Annotated in this window: 9 protein-coding genes; 4 read left to right on the forward strand and 5 right to left on the reverse strand. The window is 58.7% G+C overall.

Going from position 1 to position 20,696, the window contains the following annotated elements:
- Nucleotides 1-37: 37 nt before the first annotated feature.
- Nucleotides 38-862 (reverse strand): SDR family oxidoreductase, encoded by an 825-nt coding sequence (locus GEI7407_RS08955; RefSeq protein WP_015171823.1) that lies wholly within the window; start codon nucleotides 860-862, stop codon nucleotides 38-40.
- A gap of 192 nt (nucleotides 863-1,054) precedes the next feature.
- On the opposite strand from GEI7407_RS08955, the gene GEI7407_RS08960 reads away from it, so the two are divergent.
- Entirely contained in the window at nucleotides 1,055-1,462 is a 408-nt protein-coding gene (locus GEI7407_RS08960; RefSeq protein WP_015171824.1) for a hypothetical protein, read from the forward strand.
- Here GEI7407_RS08960 and GEI7407_RS08965 read toward each other — a convergent pair.
- Nucleotides 1,459-2,415 carry an RluA family pseudouridine synthase gene (locus GEI7407_RS08965; protein WP_015171825.1) on the reverse strand — a complete coding sequence of 319 codons (957 nt, stop codon included), beginning with the start codon at nucleotides 2,413-2,415 and terminating at the stop codon, nucleotides 1,459-1,461. The genes GEI7407_RS08960 and GEI7407_RS08965 overlap by 4 nt on opposite strands.
- A gap of 316 nt (nucleotides 2,416-2,731) precedes the next feature.
- Here GEI7407_RS08965 and GEI7407_RS08970 point away from each other — a divergent pair, with 316 nt between their 5' ends.
- Nucleotides 2,732-3,700, forward strand: a complete 969-nt coding sequence (locus GEI7407_RS08970) for a protochlorophyllide reductase (RefSeq protein WP_015171826.1) — start codon at nucleotides 2,732-2,734, stop codon at nucleotides 3,698-3,700.
- 205 nt (nucleotides 3,701-3,905) lie between these two features.
- Here GEI7407_RS08970 and GEI7407_RS08975 read toward each other — a convergent pair whose 3' ends face one another.
- Nucleotides 3,906-5,258 (reverse strand): amidohydrolase family protein, encoded by a 1,353-nt coding sequence (locus GEI7407_RS08975; RefSeq protein ID WP_015171827.1) that lies wholly within the window; start codon nucleotides 5,256-5,258, stop codon nucleotides 3,906-3,908.
- Between the two features lie 92 nt (nucleotides 5,259-5,350).
- Complete coding sequence (locus GEI7407_RS08980) at nucleotides 5,351-10,756, reverse strand: ATP-binding sensor histidine kinase (RefSeq protein ID WP_015171828.1); 5,406 nt, start codon at nucleotides 10,754-10,756, stop codon at nucleotides 5,351-5,353.
- A 1,034-nt stretch (nucleotides 10,757-11,790) separates the two neighbouring features.
- Here GEI7407_RS08980 and GEI7407_RS08985 point away from each other — a divergent pair.
- Nucleotides 11,791-11,988, forward strand: coding sequence for a hypothetical protein (locus tag GEI7407_RS08985; protein WP_015171829.1), 198 nt, complete (start codon nucleotides 11,791-11,793; stop codon nucleotides 11,986-11,988).
- A gap of 28 nt (nucleotides 11,989-12,016) precedes the next feature.
- On the opposite strand, the gene GEI7407_RS08990 is transcribed toward GEI7407_RS08985, so the two are convergent.
- Nucleotides 12,017-13,252 (reverse strand): HhoA/HhoB/HtrA family serine endopeptidase, encoded by a 1,236-nt coding sequence (locus GEI7407_RS08990; protein ID WP_015171830.1) that lies wholly within the window; start codon nucleotides 13,250-13,252, stop codon nucleotides 12,017-12,019.
- 1,000 nt (nucleotides 13,253-14,252) lie between these two features.
- On the opposite strand from GEI7407_RS08990, the gene GEI7407_RS19465 reads away from it, so the two are divergent.
- A complete protein-coding gene (locus GEI7407_RS19465) occupies nucleotides 14,253-20,687 on the forward strand; it encodes a PAS domain S-box protein (protein ID WP_015171831.1) in 6,435 nt (2,144 codons plus the stop codon).
- The last annotated feature ends 9 nt before the right edge of the window (nucleotides 20,688-20,696 follow it).

A 20,696-nucleotide genomic window follows, 5' to 3' on the forward strand; every position in this document is an offset into this window, starting at 1 on the left:
ACTGAGTCTCAAGATGAGATCAAGTTCTAGAGAGGGGCTAAACCACGAGCTCAGGGTGGATAAACGAATATCCCGCCGCTTTGAGCTTTTGGTTTGAGACCCTTGCATTGTAGGGACGGTTGCTCGAAGCGCTGGGGTTCCAAGAGACCTTGGGCAGGTCGTGGCGATCGCACAGGCGATCGAGCAGGTCGCGCGTGGTCCAAGGCGTGTCGTGGACAAGGTTGTAGAGGCCGCTGAGCGACTGCTGACGAGCAAACTCGATCGCCCCCACGATGTCATCTAGATGGATCCAGTTACTGGCATCTTCTCCAGTGCCGGGGCGCGTCGTTCCAGCCACCGGGCGAAAAATCTTGACCAGTTCGCGATTGGGGCCGTGGATGCCGCCCAGACGCAGGATACACACAGCGCGGTTTTCTGTGGCGAGGGCGAGGAGGCGATTTTCGGCCTCTAGCAAGATCTCGCCGTTGCGGTGGGATGGCTGGGCGGGGCTTTCCTCAGTGACCCAGGCGCCCTGGCGATCGCCATAGACCGAGTAGCTGCTGGTGTAAATAATCTGGGTCAGGTTTGGTAGATGGGGCACGACGGCGGCCAGGGCCTTGGTGGTGTGGTCGTAGGTGGCTTCGTAGGCGTCTGGCGCGGGGGCGCCTATGCTGACCAGGAGAGTTTCTTGCTGGGAGAGCAGGCGGTGCAGGGCGGCTTCATCGTGGCCGCGCAAGACCTCGACGTGATGGGCGATCGCCGCCAATTCGCTCACCCGGCTCGGCGTTGTGGTGGTGGCGGTGACCTTCAGATTGCGCGATCGCCACTCTTTCGCCACAACTTTGCCGACGTAGCCACATCCCAAGATGGTTGCGTTTGTCATCTCTCTCTCCCGCGATCTCCCAACGATCTCTCAACGCAGCCTGACTCTATCAAAAAACCTCGGCCTTGGGGCTGTGGTTGCCACCCAGCCAGCCCTCGCGGGACAATTGCCCTAGCTGGGGATCAGCCAGCCTAGGGTGATTTTTCCACCCTAAAGGGCGATCGCCCCCAAACACTCACCACAGGAGCCCCAATGGGACAGCTAGAGCGCCTAGTTCTCATGGCCGAGGACGAATTAACCCAGTACAGCACCGACGCCCGGAAGATCGAGAAGCTGCGGCAAAAGATCGGCATCTCGGTATCGCGGCAAGAGCAAGAGCAGGTCAAGGCGGCGCTGCTCGAAGAGATGCCCACCGACTTTGTCAGTCAGCTCGTGGAAACCCAGCGCCAGCCGGTCGCTCTGGTTTTTTGGGGCATTGCCGGACTGAGTCTGCTGCTGGGGATCTCCTTTTTTCAGCCCCTAGACCTCGTGATTACCGCCGGGGCGGGATTTGCCGCCTTCAAGATCCAGCAGTGGGGCTGGCGGCTCCAGGCCAAGCGCCTCGTCCTCAAGACCCTCGACGATCTCGAAGAGCGGATGCGCAACCCCAGCGCCAACTAGCCCACCAGAGGGGGCGGCGGCTCGGCCACAAAGGCCAGGGGCTCCTGGGTGCGCGGGTGGGTGAAGGTGAGGCGGTGGGCGTGGAGAAGGTAGCCGCAGTCTCCCGGCACCGGAAGCTTGCCAGGGGCGATCGCCGCTGAAAGGTGCGGCACGCCCCCCACCCCGTAGAGCGGATCGCCCAGGAGCGGATATCCCGCCGCCGCCATGTGAATGCGAATTTGGTGAGGGCGGCCGGTGAAGATGGTCACCTCCACCAGGGTGCTGGTGGGCGATCGCCGCAGCACCTTGCATTCGCTGTGGGCGTCGAGGCCATCGGGCGTCGCGCCGTAGACATAGCCCAGCACGGGGTGGGGCAGCTTGCCGATGGCATAGCGCAGAGAGAGGCGATCGCCCGCAACGTTGGGGCCAACCAGCGCCCGATAGACCTTGTGGATCTGCCGATCGCGCATTTGCTGGCTCAGGTGGGCCTTGGCCAGGGGCGATCGCGCCAAGAGCATCAGCCCCGATGTCCCCCGGCCCAGGCGATGGATCGGCACCGGAGTCGGACGGGGACAGCGCACCTGAAGCTGCCACAGCAGCGTGTGCTCGAGAAAGCCGCCCCCCGGCAACACCGGCAGCCCCGACGGCTTGCTGACCACCCAGAGATCTTCGTCCTCGTGGAGCACCGCAAAGTCGAGAGGCACCGGCGGCTCGACCCAGGGCGGGCGGTGATAGGCCAAGCGCTGGCCCCGCTGCAAAAGCGTCTCAGGTGCGGCTGGCCGATCGTCAAGGCGAATCTGGCCCGACTCGATGCGATCGCGCCATTCCGGCTCGCTAGAGTGGCGATAGCGCTGGGTATAGTACTGGAGCAGGGTTTGGCCCGCCCCTGCCGCGTCCACGCGATCGCGATAGATCCAGCCGTGATTCAGATAGCCAGCAGGGGCGTCAGCCCCGAGCGAAGCGCTTTGATTCATCGATTTCTTTGGAGGAGAGAGGCTAAACAATCTCTATACAACACCTCCCGCCCTCCAATCTCTCCTGTCTTTGGGGTAATTAACACAGTAATGAACTCTCTTTTCTTTTTTGGGTGGGAGATTTTTTGGGTGCGATTGCTTCAAACCCACTCACACAGAAAATTGTCCCAAGTGTCAAGAAATATGAAGACATCTCTGAGGCTACACTTCACTCCCTGAGCCAATTCCAGGCGATCGCAGGGATCTCTCCCAAGAACAAGGGACGTCCTGTGAGATTCTAGAAACAGTCAATGGTGATCAATCAAGTCTGAACACAATGGGACACGATCGGAAGTCAACAGTTGTGATTACCGGAGCCTCCTCGGGGGTTGGGTTATACGCCGCCAAAGCCATGGCCAAGCGGGGCTGGCACGTCGTCATGGCCTGCCGCGATCTCGCAAAGGCTGAAAAAGCTGCCCAAGAAGTCGGTATCTCCAAGGACAGCTACACCCTCCTGCACATTGACCTCGGCTCCCTCGACAGTGTGCGCAAGTTTGTCAATGACTTCAGAGCCACCGGCAAATCCCTAGACGCCCTCGTCTGCAACGCCGCAGTCTACATGCCCCTGCTCAAGGAGCCCATGCGCAGCCCCGAGGGCTACGAGCTCAGCGTTGCGACCAACCACTTTGGGCACTTCCTGCTGTGCAATCTCATGCTGGAAGACCTCAAGAAATCTCCGGCTGACGATAAGCGTCTCGTGATCCTCGGCACCGTCACCGCCAACTCCAAAGAACTCGGCGGCAAGATTCCTATCCCGGCCCCCGCTGATCTGGGCGATCTCCAAGGCCTCGAAGCTGGCTTCAAAGCGCCGATCGCCATGATCGACGGTAAGCCATTCAAGGCCGGTAAAGCCTACAAAGACAGCAAGCTCTGCAATATGATCACCGTTCGTGAACTGCACCGGCGGTATCACAACGAAACGGGTATCACCTTCACCTCCCTCTATCCGGGCTGTGTGGCTGATACGCCCCTCTTCCGCAACAGCTACCCCCTCTTCCAGAAGATCTTCCCGTGGTTCCAGAAAAATATCACGGGGGGCTATGTGTCCCAGGAGCTCGCAGGGGAGCGGGTTGCTCAGGTAGTCGCCGATCCGGAGTTCCGGCAGTCCGGCGCCCACTGGAGCTGGGGCAACCGCCAAAAGAAAGAAGGAAAATCCTTCGTGCAGGAGCTATCGAACCAAGCCAGTGACGACGCCAAAGCCCAGAAGATGTGGGACCTGAGCGCCAAACTGGTGGGTTTGGCCTAACCCTTTCGAAGGCTCAGAGAATATCTAAAAAGTATCTCAAGCCAAGGAATTTCTCCCCTTCTCCCAACATTGGGAGAAGGGGTCGGGGGATGAGGGCAATTCTTTGACTTCTTAGCTAGAGCAGCCGAAGCCTCACACCAAATCAGAGTTATGGCGTGAGATGAAGGAGAAAGGCGGTTGATAGGATTATCAACCGCCTTTTTGTTTAGAGATTAGCGCGGCGGCGGGCCTTCATCGCTCGCTCTCGGGCCTTGGCGAGGACCGCCTCTTCGTCGACGGTGAGAACCTGGCGATCGCGCATGACGATCCGGCCATCGACGATCACCGTCGTCACATCTGAGCCCCGCGCCGAGTACACCAGCGTCGCCACGGGGTCGTGCAGAGGCGTCATGTGGGGCACCTGGGTATCAATCAGGATGATATCGGCCAGGAATCCCGGATGAAGGCTGCCCAGAGAGTCAGCCATGCCGATGGACTTGGCACCGCCGCGAGTGGCCATACGAAAGACATCTTGGGCGACCAGCACCTCCGGCTGGCGGGTGACGACCTTGTGCAGCAGCGCGGCATCTTTCATCACCTGGATCATGTCCTGGGTGTTATTGCAGGCGGGGCCGTCGCAGGCGAGGCCGACGTTGACGCCCTTCTGGCGCAGCTCGGGGACCGGCGCTACGCCCGACGCGAGGATCATATTGCTGGTGGGGTCGTGGATCACGTGGGTGCCTGTCTGGGCGATCAGATCCATGTCTTGCTCAGAGAGATGGACGCAGTGGTTGAGCATGACGCGATCGCCCAGAGCCCCGACATCCGCCAGCATTTCCACATTGCTTTTGCCGGTCCGCTGACGCACCAGATCGTTATATTCCGGCGTTTCTGCGGTGTGGAGATGGAGATGAACCTGCTTCTCCTGGGAGAGCTGCACAGCATCCATGAAGGCACCCGGCGTCGAACCCCAGGGAATTAGTGGCCCTAGACCAATCTGAGTGCGGTGATTTTGGCAGCGACAAATCAGGTGCTCGGAGCGCTGGACAATCTCTTCGCGGGTCTCGATAAAGCCATCAAAGCCCTGCAAGAAAGTCTCATCATTGGAGCAGCGAAAGAAGACGGTGCGGATTCCGGTGCGATCGAGACTATTGACGGCGATTTCATCCACGCCTTGGTCATAGTGGGGGCTAAAAAACACCTCGCAAATGGTGGTGTTGCCAGCTTTGAGATTTTCGAGGGCACCCAGCTCCATGCTGATGGCGTAGTCCTCGGGCTTGAAGGCCTGCATCAGAGGGATCTGGGAGTCTGAAAGCCAGTGCAGCAGAGCGCGATCGCTGCCGAGCGATCGCCCCAGGATCATGCACAGATGGGTGTGAGCATTGATAAATCCCGGGCAGACCAGCATTCCCTGGGCGTCTACTACCTGGTCGACCGCTTGGACCGTGGCGGGATGGGGAGAGCCTTCGGCAACTTCTACAATATGGCGATCGCGAAGGATGATGTAGCCTTGATCAATCACTCGCCCTTCATCATCGCTGGTCAAAATCGTGCCGCCTGAGATCAAAATGCTCGCCATGAAGAGACTCCGAGACAGTTTATCGCAATCCAAGATCTCCCTTTTTGCGCTAAGGGATTCCTAGCTTCGCCCTTCTCTTCTATCACACTTTTTCAGACAACTCCCTGGACAGGCAGCGTGATGGTAAACTCAGCGCCGCCGCCCGCCAGAGACGAGACTTCGAGGGTTCCCTGGTGCTTGTCGACGACGATTTGATGGGCGATCGCTAGACCGAGTCCTGTCCCTTGGCCCACCGCTTTGGTCGTAAAAAGATGATCAAAAATCCGATCGCGGATTTCCTCAGAGATACCCGGACCGTTGTCCTGAATGCGAATCACCACCTGGGGAGAATGGAGCTCTGTGCGGATGGTGATCCGGTTGGGATTTTTTTGCAGATCTTCAAAGGTGCGATCGCGGTTGGACTCTTCAAGAGCATCAATGGCATTGGCCAGGAGATTCATAAAGACCTGATTGATCTGGCCAGGAAAGCAGCGAATCGGCGGCAGATCGCCATACTCTCGCACAATCTCCACCGCAGGGCGAGTTCCGTTGGCTTTCAGGCGGTGCTTGAGGATCAAGATGGTGCTCTCTAGGCCATCGTGAAGCTGAAAGGGCGTCTGGCGATCGCTGTCTGCCCGCGAGAAGGTGCGCAGACTCATGCTGATGCTGCGAATCCGGTTTACGCCCTCCCGCATAGACGCCAAGAGCTTGGGCAAATCTTCTTTGATATAGTTCAGATCCATGGCCTCGATCTCTTCGAGAATATCGGGCCCTGGCTCTGGAAAGGTTTCCTGATAGAGATCGATCAGGCCGAGCAGATCGTCGACATAGTTCCGCGCAGGAGTGAGATTGCCAGCGATGAAACCCACCGGATTGTTGATCTCGTGGGCCACCCCCGCCACCAAGCCGCCCAAAGCCGACATTTTCTCACTCTGCACAAGCTGGATCTGCATCGCTTGCAGCTCGCGAATCGAGTCTTCTAGCTTTTGGGCATAGTCCTGAGACTGCTGATAAAAGCGGGCATTTTGGAGCGAGATCGCGGCCTGGGCGCTCAGCAGGTTGATAAACTGAATGCGATCGCTCGTGAATGCGCCAGCGCACTGGTTATTTTCCAAATAGAGAATGCCTGCAATCTGACCGCGATGGAGAATGGGCAAACACGCAACACTCTGGGGCTTCCGGCGAGCAATATACGCGTCATCTGCCCAAGTTAGCCTGTGGGCAGCGTTTTCCAGCACCATCTCTTCTTGGGTACGCCGGACATAATTGACGAGGCTCACCGGCACCTGATCGCTCTGGCTCACCGGAACAGACTGCAAAACGGTAATAGATTTTTGGCCCGTTTGGGGGGCGATCGCAATGCCTTCGATGCGCCACTCCTCCGCGTGGGGCAGCATCAGCACGCACTTCTCGGCACCGGCGTTTTCGAGCACAACTTCGATCAAAGCGGTGAGAAGACTATCGAGCCGAATCTCGCTGGAGAGAGTCTGAGCGGCCTTGATCACGGACAAAAGATCGAGAGAGTCGGCCGTGGTGCTGCGGCTATTTTGCTCTGGGAGGGCTTCTAGACCAGAGGCCAAAAGGGAACCCGGTGGACTTTGCAAAATCGGGGAGAGCCACTGACCGTAGCGCGCTTCTAGGTCTGCCACCTTGGCGGCGGCTCCCCAGCGCTCATAGGCGTAATAAGCATCAATTAGATAGACCTGAGCCAGCTTTTCGCGGCCACAGGCGAGATAAAATTCGGCGGCTCGCTCACAGGCGATCGCCTCCTCATGGATATACCCTGCGCCCTGGGCTCTCTGGATGGCGCGATCGTACCACTCAGCGGCCTGCCAGGGTTGCGCCTCCACTCGATAGCGTTCGGCCTGGAGCAGGTCAGCTTTGGCCTGATAGTTGGTGGGGGCGTGCTCGGCCCAGCCCTGAACTTTTTGCTGACAGACCGCGATCGCCGCCAGCGCTGCGGGACGATCGCCTGGGGCCAGGGCCAGATACCCCGCCAGCAAAATCAGCCCCCGATAAAAGTAATACTCCGCAGAAAGATTCATGCCGCCCACAGCCACCACATAGGGCTCAGCCTGCTGACTATAGTCCTGGGCCCGATCGTAATTGCCAAAGAGATAGTTCAAAATAGCCTGGCAGCTATAGACCGAAAAGAGAGACATAACAGTCTGGCTCTCTTGGAGCATGGGGAGATGCTTTTGGACGTCAAACCCCTTGCCCATCAGGCGATCGCGCGGCGCGGCTGGATCGGTCAGCTGCAGCGCTAGCTGATGAATAATGCCGGTATGCAGGATCAAAAACGCCTGTTTATTTTGGCGCATGAAGCTGATATATTTTGCCTGCTCCTGGGTGACAGCGGCCAAGGGATAGCCCACAAAAAAGAGATTGTGGCAGTAGATAGTGCCGCTGTAGCCGGCATACTCGAGATCGCCCACCTCAAGGGCTGACTGGAAAGACTTTCGGAGGGCCTCCAGCGTCGTTTCCAGAGGATCTTTCCAGTGTTTGACAAACCCAGCAAAAACCTCTTCCACTTTGCAGTTAATTTCGCTCACCGCAAAGTGCTCCAAAATGCTCACCCCCAGCTGACCAAACCGATATCCAGACTCGATATCCCCCAGCACGCCGCACAGCAGCCAGCCATAAAAGACATAGGCAAAGGCAGCCAGAGGAGAGTTGCCGTGGCGAATGCAAAGCTCCACCATTTTGGCAGCCAGCAGTGGCATCAGATGGGGATAGCCGATCAGCACTGGCGCAAACAAAATCGTCAAAATTCGCATGGCCTCTTGTTTGGCCGGCTCGCTCATGGCAGGCAGATCGGCGAGATCCTCAATGGCGGTGAGGCCGCGATCGCGCATCTCCTGGTGAAGCTGCGCGACTAGGTCCTGGGGAGCGGTGTCCGGATCGGGCAGGGTGACGTCGAGGTCAGCCAGGGCGGGGCGAGCGATCGCCAAAACCGTCGATAGCTGATTTTGCGCAATTAAAATCAGCAGCTGCTTGGCGGTGATCTTGACCTGGTCGAGGGGGTCGGTCACCCCCTGGCGAGCCTGCTCGACCAGCTGCTCCGCCCGCCCAAAATCCGTCATCAAATAGGCGGCTTCAATGGCTTCAAGGTACACATCGAGCATGAGCGCATAGTGCTCTTGCCAAGCCGTCGGGGGGAGGAGCATGAGGGCAGCCTGGAGATAGCGATCGGCAGGTTCATAGGCCGTTGCGCCCTTGGCCTTCCGGCTGGCCGTGAGATTGAGCTGTGCTAACTGCTCTCGCTCCGATGGCTCAGTCAACAGCTCCAGCCCCATATTGAGCTGATTCACGATCTCAAAGATGCGCTCTTCGAACTGCTGAGGCGGCGTGTTGCGCAGCAGCTGCTGACCGATCTTGAGATGAGTCAGGCAGCACTCATCGGCGAAAATCAAGCTGTAGGCAGCCTGCTGGACGCGATCGTGGAGAAACTTGTAGGCGATCGCGCTGTCTTCCCAGTCGGGCAAGCCCCCCTGGGGCAGGGGCTGAAAGACCTTGTAGTTTTCGTTGCGCGGGACTATCAGCCCCTCTTGAATGGCGCGCCACAGGTCCGTCGCGGTGTCTCTTGGCGTCTTTTCATGGACGATCGCCAGCGTCGCCAGATCAAACTGATTCCCAATGCAGGCCGCCAGCTGAAGCACCTTTTGCGTCGCGGCGGGCAGGCGCTGGAGCTGCGTCGAGACAAACTCCACCACATCATCACTCATCATGAGATTGTGGATAGCTGCAATGTCATACTGCCAGCCGCCCATCTCCGGGCTAAAGCGCACCAAACCGTCTTCGGCCAGCGCCCGCAGCAGCTGAGTGGAAAAGAAAGGATTGCCCCGCGTCTGCTGATACATCACCTGGGTCAGCGGCCCTGCGGTCTCCGCCGAGCACAGCAAAGCGTCAGCAATCATTTGGTTGAGATCGGCGGGCTGGAGCGGCTCAAGGTGCAGCCGATGGAGCATGGTGCCCGCCTTCTCGATTTGCGCGATCGCCTCTCGCAGGGGGTGAGATTCGCCCACCTCCCGATCCCGATAGGCCCCGATCACCAGCAGATAGGGGGTCTCAGCCTTGCCCAGCAGAGTCTGCAAAAGCTGGAGCGAAGGATTATCGGCCCACTGAAGATCATCAATAAACATCACCAGTGGATGATCCGGCGTGGCAAACAGCTGGATGAACTTTTGCAGCAGCCGATTAAACCGCGTTTGGGCCGCATCCCCCGTCAGCGGCGGCACCGGCGGCTGGGGACCGAGGATCACCCCCAGCTCCGGCAGCACATCGATAATGACCTGAGCGCTGTCTCCCAGGGCCTGGAGGATCTCACGCTTCCACTGCTCGATCTGGGCGTCGCTTTCGCTCAGCAGCTGCTCCATCAGATCTTCGAAGGCCTGGACCAGGGCGTAAAACGGGATATTGTGCTGGAACTGATCGAACTTTCCCTGAATGAAATATCCCCGCTGGCGCAAAATCGGCTTGTGGATTTCGTGGATCACAGCGGTCTTGCCGATGCCCGAAGCGCCCGTCACCAACATCACTTCGGTGGTGCCCAGACTCACGCGCTCGAAGGCAGACAGCAGGGTTTTTACCTCAGCGTCGCGGCCGTAGAGCTTCTCTGGGATCGTGAAGCGATCGCTGCGATCGCGCTCCCCCAGCTCAAAAAGTGGCACCAGTCCCGATTGCTGATAGACCTGTTGGCAGTGCAGCAAATCGTGCCGCAGCCCCGTTGCGCTCTGGTAGCGATCCTCCGCATTTTTGGCCAACAGCCGGGTCACCACCGCCGAGAGCCCCTCCGGGACCGCCGGACGCAGCTGGTGGATGGGGATGGGCTGGCGCGCCAGATGGGCATGGACCATCTCCATGGGATCTTCGAAGTTGAAGGGGATCTGGCCCGTCAGCAGCTCATAGAACGTAACGCCTAGGGAATAAAAGTCGGCGCGATAGTCAATGCCCCGATTCATTCGCCCTGTTTGTTCAGGCGCGAGATAGGCCAGGCTGCTCTCTAGCGTCTGCGGAATGGGCATTTCCTGGCTTTCTCGGGGCAGCAAAGAGGCAATGCTAAAGTCAATCAGCTTGATGTGGCGGGTAACCGGATGAATCAGAATATTATCGGGTTTGATATCTCTATGAATAATGTGATGCTGATAGAGAGATTCGAGCACCTCAGTCATCTGTAAGGCGATCGCAAAAAATATCTCTAGATCCAATGGCTGAGCCGCTGCATACTGACTTAGAGAAATGCTGCCATCATCGGCCATTACCAGCACATAGCCGTTTCGATATCGCTCCAAACCATAGATTTGGACAAAGCGATCGCCCTCTAGATGCTTGGCAATGCCATACTGATTTTTGAGATGCAGCAGCTCTCGCAGGCTGGGATATTCTCGCTTGAGGCTTTTGAGAACCACTGGCCGCTGATCCGCTTCCCGCACCGCGCGATAAAGAATGGTGCGAGGACTCTCATAGAGCGTCTCGACCAGACAGTAGCCTGAAATAGTGGGGAAGGGATAGGTCTGCATTGCAGTGGAGCCTCCGACTTCAGGTTGGCGCAAAAGCCATTATTCCCTATCATGGCGAAAAAGCTTTCAAAGAAAGCCCAAACGACCGGGTGATTTTGGCATCATCCAGTTGGGTCGGCGACAGCTTCAATTCAGATACCTCAGCGCGATCGCTGCCCTGTCAGAGATCCGCTCACCCAAAGCGACCCATCAAAGAGATATCTACCGCAAATCTTATACTCCCAGTCCTCCTCGCAGCGCTGCCTTGACAGCCGCCAGCTCCCTAGCCAGCGATCAGTCAGCCAGATCGATACCACCCCTTCTGAGATCACCTTTGACTATACGCCCTAGTCCTGTGGTCTCTAGCTCAAAAGCATCATACTCATTCTTCCAGCGTACTTTAATTAAAAATTTTGGGTAAAAGATCGCTCTTTTTGGCGGGCGCTAAAGCTCGCAAAAATGCTGATTTTAGGCCTTTTTAGGCGATCGCCCGCCAAAATATAACGCTTAATAAATTTTTCTAGAAAAAGATGAAGATCTATCGCCAAAATGAAACCTTGCTAGGCCCAAGCGAGGGAAAAGAGTATCTTGTGACATACTCCCGCGCTCATGCTGACGCGTAGAGCACGGGCTTCTCAGTGACCCCTGATATCCCATCGGGCGTGTCCTGGGCTTTATCGACGATACGAGATGCCCCACCGCACCGGAACAATACTAAAGAGGTTTGTTCATCCTTTGTACTGCTGGACTTTTACCTGCTCACAGAAGCAACGACAAATCGTCTGTTTCCAGGCAGAACCCCCAACTCCAGGTTGTCAAGGGTCAGATGCTAGGGCGGCGATTCGCTCAAATCCTGAGCCTGAGTTTATCAAGCCCGTTTTGCATCATGAACACTTTACTCGTTTGCTCCACCTCTCCGTCCCGCACCTGCGGCATCGGTCAGAGGGGTGTCGTCATCTCGCTCGCATTCACTCAGCGCCAAATCAAAGATGATGGCGTGAGGCTTCTGCTGCTTTAGTTAAAAAAACTTGCAAGGGCTGGAGGCAAGGATTGTTATGGTTTTGTTTGACCAACAGGATCAACGCTGGACTAAGGATGGCGCTCTCAAGCAAGCCTTAGCATTTCTCCCCCAGCAGCGGGGGGAATTTGCGGCCTATATCGACTACATTTGCACCCTTGAGCAGCAGGGCCAATTAGCACCAGAAGCGGCCTATGTCCATATCAAGACTTTTTGGCAAAACCAAAAACCATAGGCCACTCATTGTCTGGTTTTCAGAAGCGTTAGGAGCTGGGCTGGGCAGGCAGTGTCCCCAGGCGAGCCGTGAGGCCAAGAGAGCGATCGCCTCTTTGGACCTGGAGCTTCACCTCGTCGCCTACTTTTTGCTGCGACACCAGCTTCTGAATCTCGGCTGCATCCTTCACTGATTGACCATCCACCGTCGTTATCACATCCCCGGCCTGCAGGCCGGCTTGAGTCGCTGGGGAGCCCGGCACAACGTTGGTTACCAAAATCCCAGTGTCGGCGCGGACCGTGAAGGGAAGATCCGTCGTGTTGGCAAGCTCGCGCTGCACATCCGGCGTCAGAGTCACCATTTGGATCCCCAGATAGGTGTGCTCGGCCCGGCCCGTGGCGATGAGCTGATCGGCGATCTGCTTGGCAGTACTAATCGGAATCGCAAAACCGATGCCCTGGGCTCCCTGAATGATCGCCGTGTTGACCCCGATCACCTCGCCGCGGCTGTTGAGGAGAGGGCCGCCGGAGTTGCCGGGGTTGATGGCGGCGTCGGTCTGGATAAAGTCGACTCGCTTGTCCGGGATGCCGACTTGGCCGCTGGATCGCCCGGTGGCGCTGACGATCCCCACAGTGACGGTGTTGTCGAGGCCCAGGGGATTGCCAATGGCGATCGCCCACTCTCCGGGCTGGATCGCCTCCGAGTCGCTGAGGCGGACGGACGGCAAACCAGTCGCCTCCACCTTGACCACTGCCACATCGGTCACCGGATCGCTTCCGAGTACCTTACCCTGGAGCGTGCGCCCGTCTTTGAGGGTGACTTCGACGGAGTCTGCTCCCGCCACAACGTGGGCATTGGTGAGGATGTGGCCAGACTGATCGAGAATGAAGCCCGAACCAATGCCGCGCTGAATCTCTTCAGACGGCCCCTCGGGAATTTCAGCCCCAAAGAAGCGCCGAAAAGCCGGGTCGCGAAAGGCTTCTGGCAGTTCTGTGTGAACGGTGCGAGAGGCGTTGATACGGACAACGGCGGGTCCTGCCTGCTGGACAACTTGACTAACGAAGTTGCTGTTGGCGGAGATCGGCGCGATCGGCGCGGCCTCTCGCGGCTCCGCCTGAGGAAGCTGGGCGATCGACTGGGTCCACGCCGAGACCCGGGAACTTTGCATTCCATAGAGGCCAACGGTTGCGGCGCCTGCCCCCAACAGCATCAACGACAGCCCCGTTGCAATGCGTTTGACCGGGGACGTGCCGTCACGAAATGAGTGGGTATGCAGATGATCCATAGTGTGGTGGCTCTCCCAACCAAGATTAGGTTCTGGCAGCTCGATGGAAGAAGGTCACCAAGGGTGTGGTTTGATAGTTACCACAGCCCTTCGGTGATCACGCAGATGAACCCCGCAGGGTACTCACCGCTTCTTTCATCTCTGCTCTTGAGTTCTACTGTAGAAATTGCTTGTGACAGCGCCGTGACAGTGAAGTGAAAAGAATGTGTCATGGCGCTTTGCAGCATTTTTTGTCGGAAATTCGGGCGCTGCGATCGCCGAGGGGTCAGACCCCCCATTCCCTTAGCATCCGGTGGGGCGGCGATCGCAGCAGCTCGTGTCCCAAGAAAATGTGATGTGGATTACTCAAATTTGATCCCAAGATCACAGAGAGACTCGCTTCAATATCACCGGAACTCTCGCCAACTTCTGCACAGTATTAGATAGCACTCTATTGTTCTCTCTGATTTTGGACTCGGCCCCGGTTTTGATCTTTCAGGTTGAATGTCATCAGCAAACCTGACGGAGGCTCAGCCCAGCATCACCTAGAAAGGAGTTGCTGAACGAATTTAGCCTTGGCAGTGTCCCCAGAAGCACGCGCCGCGGACTCAGTGACCCCAGGAGTGATCACAATGATGACGATGCAACGGCCTCGCGTTTCCCAAAAGCCTTTGAAGCAGAACCCTTTCACGAGCTACCGCGACCCGGTAACGGGTAAATGGATCGTTGTTAAAACGTCCCCCAAGTCTAACTAAGGCTCTCTCAAGACTCCTGCTGAACGCTGCTAAAACGATGCGTAGAAATCCGGTGATGGGTTTCTGCGCATTTTTTGGGCCTCAGTTTGGCCAGTAACCAAAAACCTATCTGCATCCAAGAAATTTCGGTCCGAAGGGCTAGACGGGCGTTAATCGCTACGGTTCCTGGGGGACACTAGGGAGCAGTAGGGTTCCCTCCGAGACCTGCCGGGGACTGGAACTCTGCTGGAGATCCTGTTCGTGTTCTGCCTGCTGTATTAGCCCTCATGTCTTATTTATCCGTCTCGGAGCCCCTGATTGATGAGCCTCTAGTTGCGCTGCCCCAGACAACTTTGGCAGAAGCGATCGCCCTGATGGCTGAGGCTCAGGTAAGCTGCCTGGTTGTGGTAGATCAGCAAAGACCCGTCGGCATCTTCACAGAGCGAGACTTGGTGCGGCGACTGGCGACAGGCCTCGGGATCGAGGGCGTGAGCCTGGGGGAGGCGATGGAAACCCGGCTGATCACGCGCCCGCGCCAGAGCGTCAACCGCGATGAGCTTTTTTCGGTGTGGCAGCAGATGCGCCACCATCGGATCCGGCATCTGCCGGTGGTGGAGGCGACCGGGGAGCTGGCGGGGCTGGTCACCCTAGAGAGTTTGCGGGCTTCCCTCCAGTCGTCGGACCTGCTGAAGCTGCGGCGGGTCGAAGAGGTGATGGTGCGATCGCCCGTGTGGGCACCCCCCCAAGCGACGGTCATCGAGCTAGTCCGCAAGATGGGCCACCACCGGGTCAGCTGCATCATCGTGGCGCAGCCAGCCCCAGACGGGGGCGATCGCCTCCTGCCCGTAGGCATCCTCACCGAAAGAGACATTGTGCGGCTCCAGCGCCAAGGGCTCGATACCCACGCGCTGCCAGCGATCGCAGTCATGAGCCACCCGCTCCAGCCCATTCGCCCCCAGGATTCCCTGTGGCTCGCCCACCAAGCCATCCAGCAGCACCAGATCCGGCGCTTGGTGGTGTGTGACGAGGCGGGGCACCTCGTCGGCCTGCTGACCCAAAGCAGCATCCTAGAAGCGATCAACCCCCTCGAAGCCGAAGTGGTGATCGAAACCCTGCGCCAAGAGGTTCACCGGCTCCAGGCCGAGAAAATCACCCTGCTGAACAACCGCGCCATCGAGCTAGAAGAGCAGATCCAGGAGAGCATCAGTCAGTGCCGCCTCCAGGCCGAACAGGACCACCTCCTCTACACCATGGCGCTGCGCATTCGCGCATCCCTCGACCTCAGCACCATCTTGGGGACGACCGTCGAGGAGCTGCGCCAGGTACTCATGGTCGATCGGGTGGCGATCTATCAGTGCGCTGCGGCCCAGGGCAGCGTCGTTGTAGAGTCGGCCCACGCGTCCCTCGCCTCGATTTTGGGCCAGCCCTTTGACGAAACGTGCATCGAAGATCTGTGGGGCGCGCCGATCGGGCGGCAAGGAATCGCGGTTTCAACCCTGGATCATGGGGACCTGCCGGCCAAATGCATCCAGTTCCTGCGACACTTGGGCGTGCGGGCAGCGCTCATGGTGCCCATCGTCCAGGGAGAAAGCCTGTGGGGCCTCCTGCTGGCTTTTCAGCATCAAGCAGAGCGCTCCTGGTCAGATACCGAAGTTCAGTTTAGCCATCAGCTGTCGGTGCAGGTGGGCATCGCGATCCAGCAGGCAATGCTGCTGCGCCAGGTCCAAGAAGCCAATGAAGTGCTGGAGGCCCGGGTCGCAGAGCGGACAGCGGCTCTGGCCGCCGCCAACGAGCGGCTCCAGCAGGAGCTGCGCCGTAGCCAGCAGGCCGAGGCGCAGCTGCGGGAGCGGGAGGCAGTCCTGGGCGGGCTCTATGACACGTCGCCCCTGATGATGGGCGTCGTTGAGCTGCTAGAAGACGACATCCTGCACCTGTCTGATAATGCTGCGGCTGCGCGATTTTTTGGCAACTCGGTGGAGCGGATGCGCAATCAGAGAGCCAGCGCTCTGGGAGCACCCCGAGAGCACATCCAGCAGTGGATGCGCTATTACCGCCAAAGCTGGGAAACCCGACAGCCGGTGACCTTCGAGTATCAGCACATAACGCCCCAAAAGTCTCACTGGCTCTCCGCGACGGTGTATTACGTTGGGACGGAGGAGAGCGGGCGGCCTCGGTTCTCCTATGTCGTGGAGGATGTGAGCGATCGCAAGGCAGCCGAGGAGACCCTGCGCCAGCAGGAGATGACCCTGCGCCAGAGTGAAGAGCGGCTCCAGCTAGCCCTAGAGGGCTCCGGGGACGGCTGGTGGGACTGGAATCTGGCGACGGAAGAGGTCACCTTTAGCGATCGCTGGCTGGAGATGCTCGGGTATCAGCCCGGCGACGTCCCTCCTCACTTAGAGACCTGGCAGCAGCTGATCCACCCCGACGACCAGACTTGGGTATTTGACACTCTCAATGCCCATCTCCAAGACCCGACCATCCCCTACGCCTTTGACTATCGGGTGCGCACTCGCTCTGGCGACTGGAAGTGGATCGCAAACTACGGTAAGGTGGTGGCCCGGGACAGCGAGGGGCGCGCGCTGCGCATGGCTGGCACTCACAAGGACATCAGCGATCGCAAGCAGATTGAAATCACCCTCCAAGAGCGGGAGTCAATGCTGCGATCGCTGGGAGATAACCTGCCCAATGGCCTGATTTACCAATTTATCGAAGGCCCCAACCAGGAGTATCACTTCCCCTACATCAGCGCCGGGGTGGAGCGGCTCTTTGGCGTCTCCCCCGAAGCGGTCATGGCCAACCCCCAAGCCCTATTTGACATGGTGGTGGAGGAAGATCGGCCGCGGCTGTTTCGCGCCATGGCGCTCTCGCGCCAATCTTTATCGATCTTTGATCTGAAAATTCGCAAACAGTTGCCCTCTGGCGAGATTCGCTGGTCCCATTTTCGCGCTGCACCCCGCCGGCTCGGCGGCGATCGCGTGATCTGGGACGGCATCGAAATGGACATCACCGAAGCCAAGCAGGCCGAGGAAGCCCTCGAGCGCAGCGAAGCCACCAATCGCGCCCTGATTCACGCCATCCCCGACCTGCTGATCCGGATGCGGGTCGACGGCGCCTACCTCGACTGCATCGTCGGCAGCGAATTCCACGTTTTCGCGCCGGAGCAGGGGCGCGCCGGGGCCAATGTGCGAGACATTTTGCCGCCGGACCTGGCGAGCTTGCGCCTCCACCACGCCCGCCAAGCCACCGAAACCGGCCAAATGCAAAGCTATGAGCACCAAATCTGGGTCAACGGCAGCTTGCAGTACGAAGAAACGCGCATTGTGCCGATCCGAGACGAAGAAGTGCTGGTGATGGTGCGAGACATCACCGATCGCAAGCGGATCGAGGAAGAGCTGCGCCAGAGCGAGGCCCGCTTCCAGACCTTCATGAAGCACACTCCAGTCGCCACCTGGATCATGGATGCCGAGGGGCGTTTTTGTTATTTCAACGATAACTATGCCCTCAGCGTCCACGTCGGTGCCGATGAAATCACGGGCAAGACGCTATTTGATCTCTTTCCGCCAGAATTCGCCCAGCAGTATTTTGAAAACAACCAGTATGTCCTAGAGACGGGGCAGGTGCTGGAGACGATCGAGAGTGGTTTCCATATCGATGGCAGCCTCAAGGATTTCTTGGTGTACAAGTTCCCCATTACGGTAGGAGATGACCCGCCGCTGCTGGGGGGCGTGGCCATTGATATTACTCACCGGCAGCAGGCCGAAAATGCGCTGCGAGAGAGCGAAGCCAAGTTTCGCCAGCTAGCTGAAAAGATTCGAGAGGTCTTTTTTATTGTCTCCCAGGCCGGAGAGATGATTTATGTCAGTCCAGCCTATGAGGAGATCTGGGGCCGCAGCTGTGATGAGCTGTATGCCGACTCCAGCGCGTGGATAGAGTCTATCTATCCTGACGATCGAGAGCGAACCACGGCGGCTCTGGTCACTCGCCATCAGGCAGAAGGGATGGTCTTTGATGAAACCTATCGGATCGTGCGGCCCAGCGGAGAGATCCGGTGGATTCGGGCGCGATCGTTTCCGGTGGCCGATGAGCCGGATTTCATGCTGCGGTTTGTGGGGATCGCCGAGGATATCACGGAGCGCAAGCACGCTGAGGAAGCCCTGGCGCGACAGCTCCAAAAAACGCTCCTGTTGCAGCGTCTCACGGAGGAGATCCGCCAAAGCCTAGATCAGCGAGAGATTTTTGAGATTGCAGCCCAGCAGATCGGGGCGGCCTTTGGGGTGGATCGGTGCCTGATTTATCGCTGCTTGGAAGAGGGTCCGTCCGCTGTTTTGTGCGCGGCGGAGTATTTCCGAGAGGGCTGTGTTTCGTCGATGGGGCAGACGGTGCAGGGGGCTCACCCGCTGGTGGCGCAGATGATGGCGAGCGATCGCGCGATCGCCCTTTCGGATCGGTCCAACTGCTGTGACGATCGCGAGTTTATTTGCCCCGCTGAGGCCCAGTCGCTGCTGGGGGTGCGCACGTCTTATTTGGGCGAGGCGAATGGGGCGATCGTGCTGCACCAGTGCGATCGCCAGCGCCAGTGGGCCACCGAAGAAGTGGAGCTCTTGGAGGCCGTAGCGGCCCAGATGGGCATTGCCCTGGCCCAGGCCCACCTCCTCGAACAAGCGGTGGAGCAGCGCGAAGAACTCGTCGCCAAAAACGCAGCCTTAGAAACGGCAAAGCGAGAAGCTGACGCGGCTAACCGGTCCAAGAGTGACTTTTTGGCCATGATGAGTCACGAGATTCGCACGCCGATGAATGCGGTGATCGGCATGGCGAGTCTGCTGTTTGACACCGAGCTCAGCCCCCAGCAAATGGACTTCGTAGAGACCATTCGCAGCAGCGGCGAGGTCCTGCTCACGCTGATCAACGACATTTTGGACTTCTCGAAGATCGAGTCCGGCAAGCTGCACCTGGAGGAGCAGCGGTTTAATCTGCGGCGCTGCGTGGAGGACGCCCTCGACCTGATCGCCACCCAGGCCACCAAAAAGGGACTGGAGCTGATTTGCTGGATCGCGTCGGGGACTCCGCTGCACTTCCAGGGGGACGTGACTCGGCTGCGCCAGGTCCTGGTAAACCTGCTCAGCAACGCCATCAAGTTCACGCAGGCGGGCGAGGTGATGGTGTCGGTGGAGTCCCAGCCTTGCTCGAATGGGGGGTGCTACAAGCTGCATTTTGCCGTTCACGACACGGGAATCGGCATTCATCCCGATCAGCTGCGGCACCTCTTTCAGCCCTTTAGCCAGGTCGACAGCTCGATGACGCGGCGCTATGGCGGTACGGGCCTCGGCCTGAGCATCAGCAAGCGGCTCTGCGAGATGATGGGGGGCCGGGTGTGGGTCGAAAGCGAAGTTGGGGTCGGCTCGACCTTCCACTTTACGGTGCGGCTCCAGAGCATTTCTGAGCCGATGAGTGAGGATGTGTGGTCGAATGTGTTGCCGAAGATGAAGGGCAAGCGGGTCCTGGTGGCGGATGACAATCAGACGACGCGCGAGACGATCGCCCGGCAGATCCAGGAATGGGAAATGCAGGTCCAAACGGCGGCTTCTGGGGCCGAGGCGATCGCCCATCTCCATCAGCTCAGCCAGTATGACCTGGTGATTTTGGACCATCAAATGCCCAGCGGCAACGGCTTTGACATAGCAGCCCAAATTCGGCAGCTGCCGGGTGGGCAGGGCCTGCCCATTGTGGTCATGAGCACGGGGATCGAGTCTCCCTCACCGGAGGCGATCGCCGACATCGGCGTCACGGCGCTGCTGGCCAAGCCGCTCAAGCAGTCCCAGTTCTACGACGTGCTGGCCCAGATTTTCCTGACCGGTCAGGTGATGCTGCCCCAGCGATCGGCGCGGCTGATGTCCGGCGATCGCCTCTCGGAGCAGTATCCCCTGCACATCCTGCTGGTCGAGGACGTCCCGGTCAACCAAAAGCTCGTGCTGCAAATGCTCCAGCGCCTGGGCTACCGCGCCGACGTAGCCAACAACGGCCACGAGGCGATCGCGGCCCTCCGGCGTCAGCCCTACGACGTGGTGCTGATGGATGTCCAGATGCCCGAAATGGACGGCCTAGAGGCGACGCGCTGGATTCGGCGTCAAGATCCGACCCTACTCAAAGACCCCTACATCATTGCCATGACGGCCCACGCCATGCAGGGCGATCGCGAACTGTGCCTAGACGCCGGGATGAACGACTATCTCAGCAAACCCATCCGCCTCGAAGGCCTCGTCAAAGCGCTGCGCCAAGCCTGTTTGCAGCTTTGGCCCGTTGCGCCCGCGATCGCCCCCAGCCCTGCCCCAGAAGCGGCCAACGCCGACCCCGCTGCGACCCTCAAAGTCCTCGATACCCAAACCCTGGCCGATCTCAAGGCGATCGCCGGAGACGGGGGCGATGAGTTTCTCGCCGACGTCATCACCAGTTACTGCGAAGAAGCGCCCCAGCGCCTCCAAAGCATCCTGATCGCCATCCAAGCAGCAAACGCTCAGCAGCTTTTTCAGGCAGCCCACGCGCTCAACTCCCTCAGCGCCAGCTTAGGGGCAGAGCGCCTATCTTACTTTTGCCGAACGCTAGAGGCGCTTGGGCGTACCGGCGATATTTCGGGAGCCAGTCCTTTATCATCGCAATTGCAGAGCGAATTTGAAGTGGCCCTGAGCGCGCTTCAGCAAGTCCTTGAGGAGATAGCCAGAACCTAGACATGCCCC

Origin of the sequence: Geitlerinema sp. PCC 7407, assembly GCF_000317045.1 — a bacterium.
Lineage (GTDB): Bacteria > Cyanobacteriota > Cyanobacteriia > PCC-7407 > PCC-7407 > PCC-7407.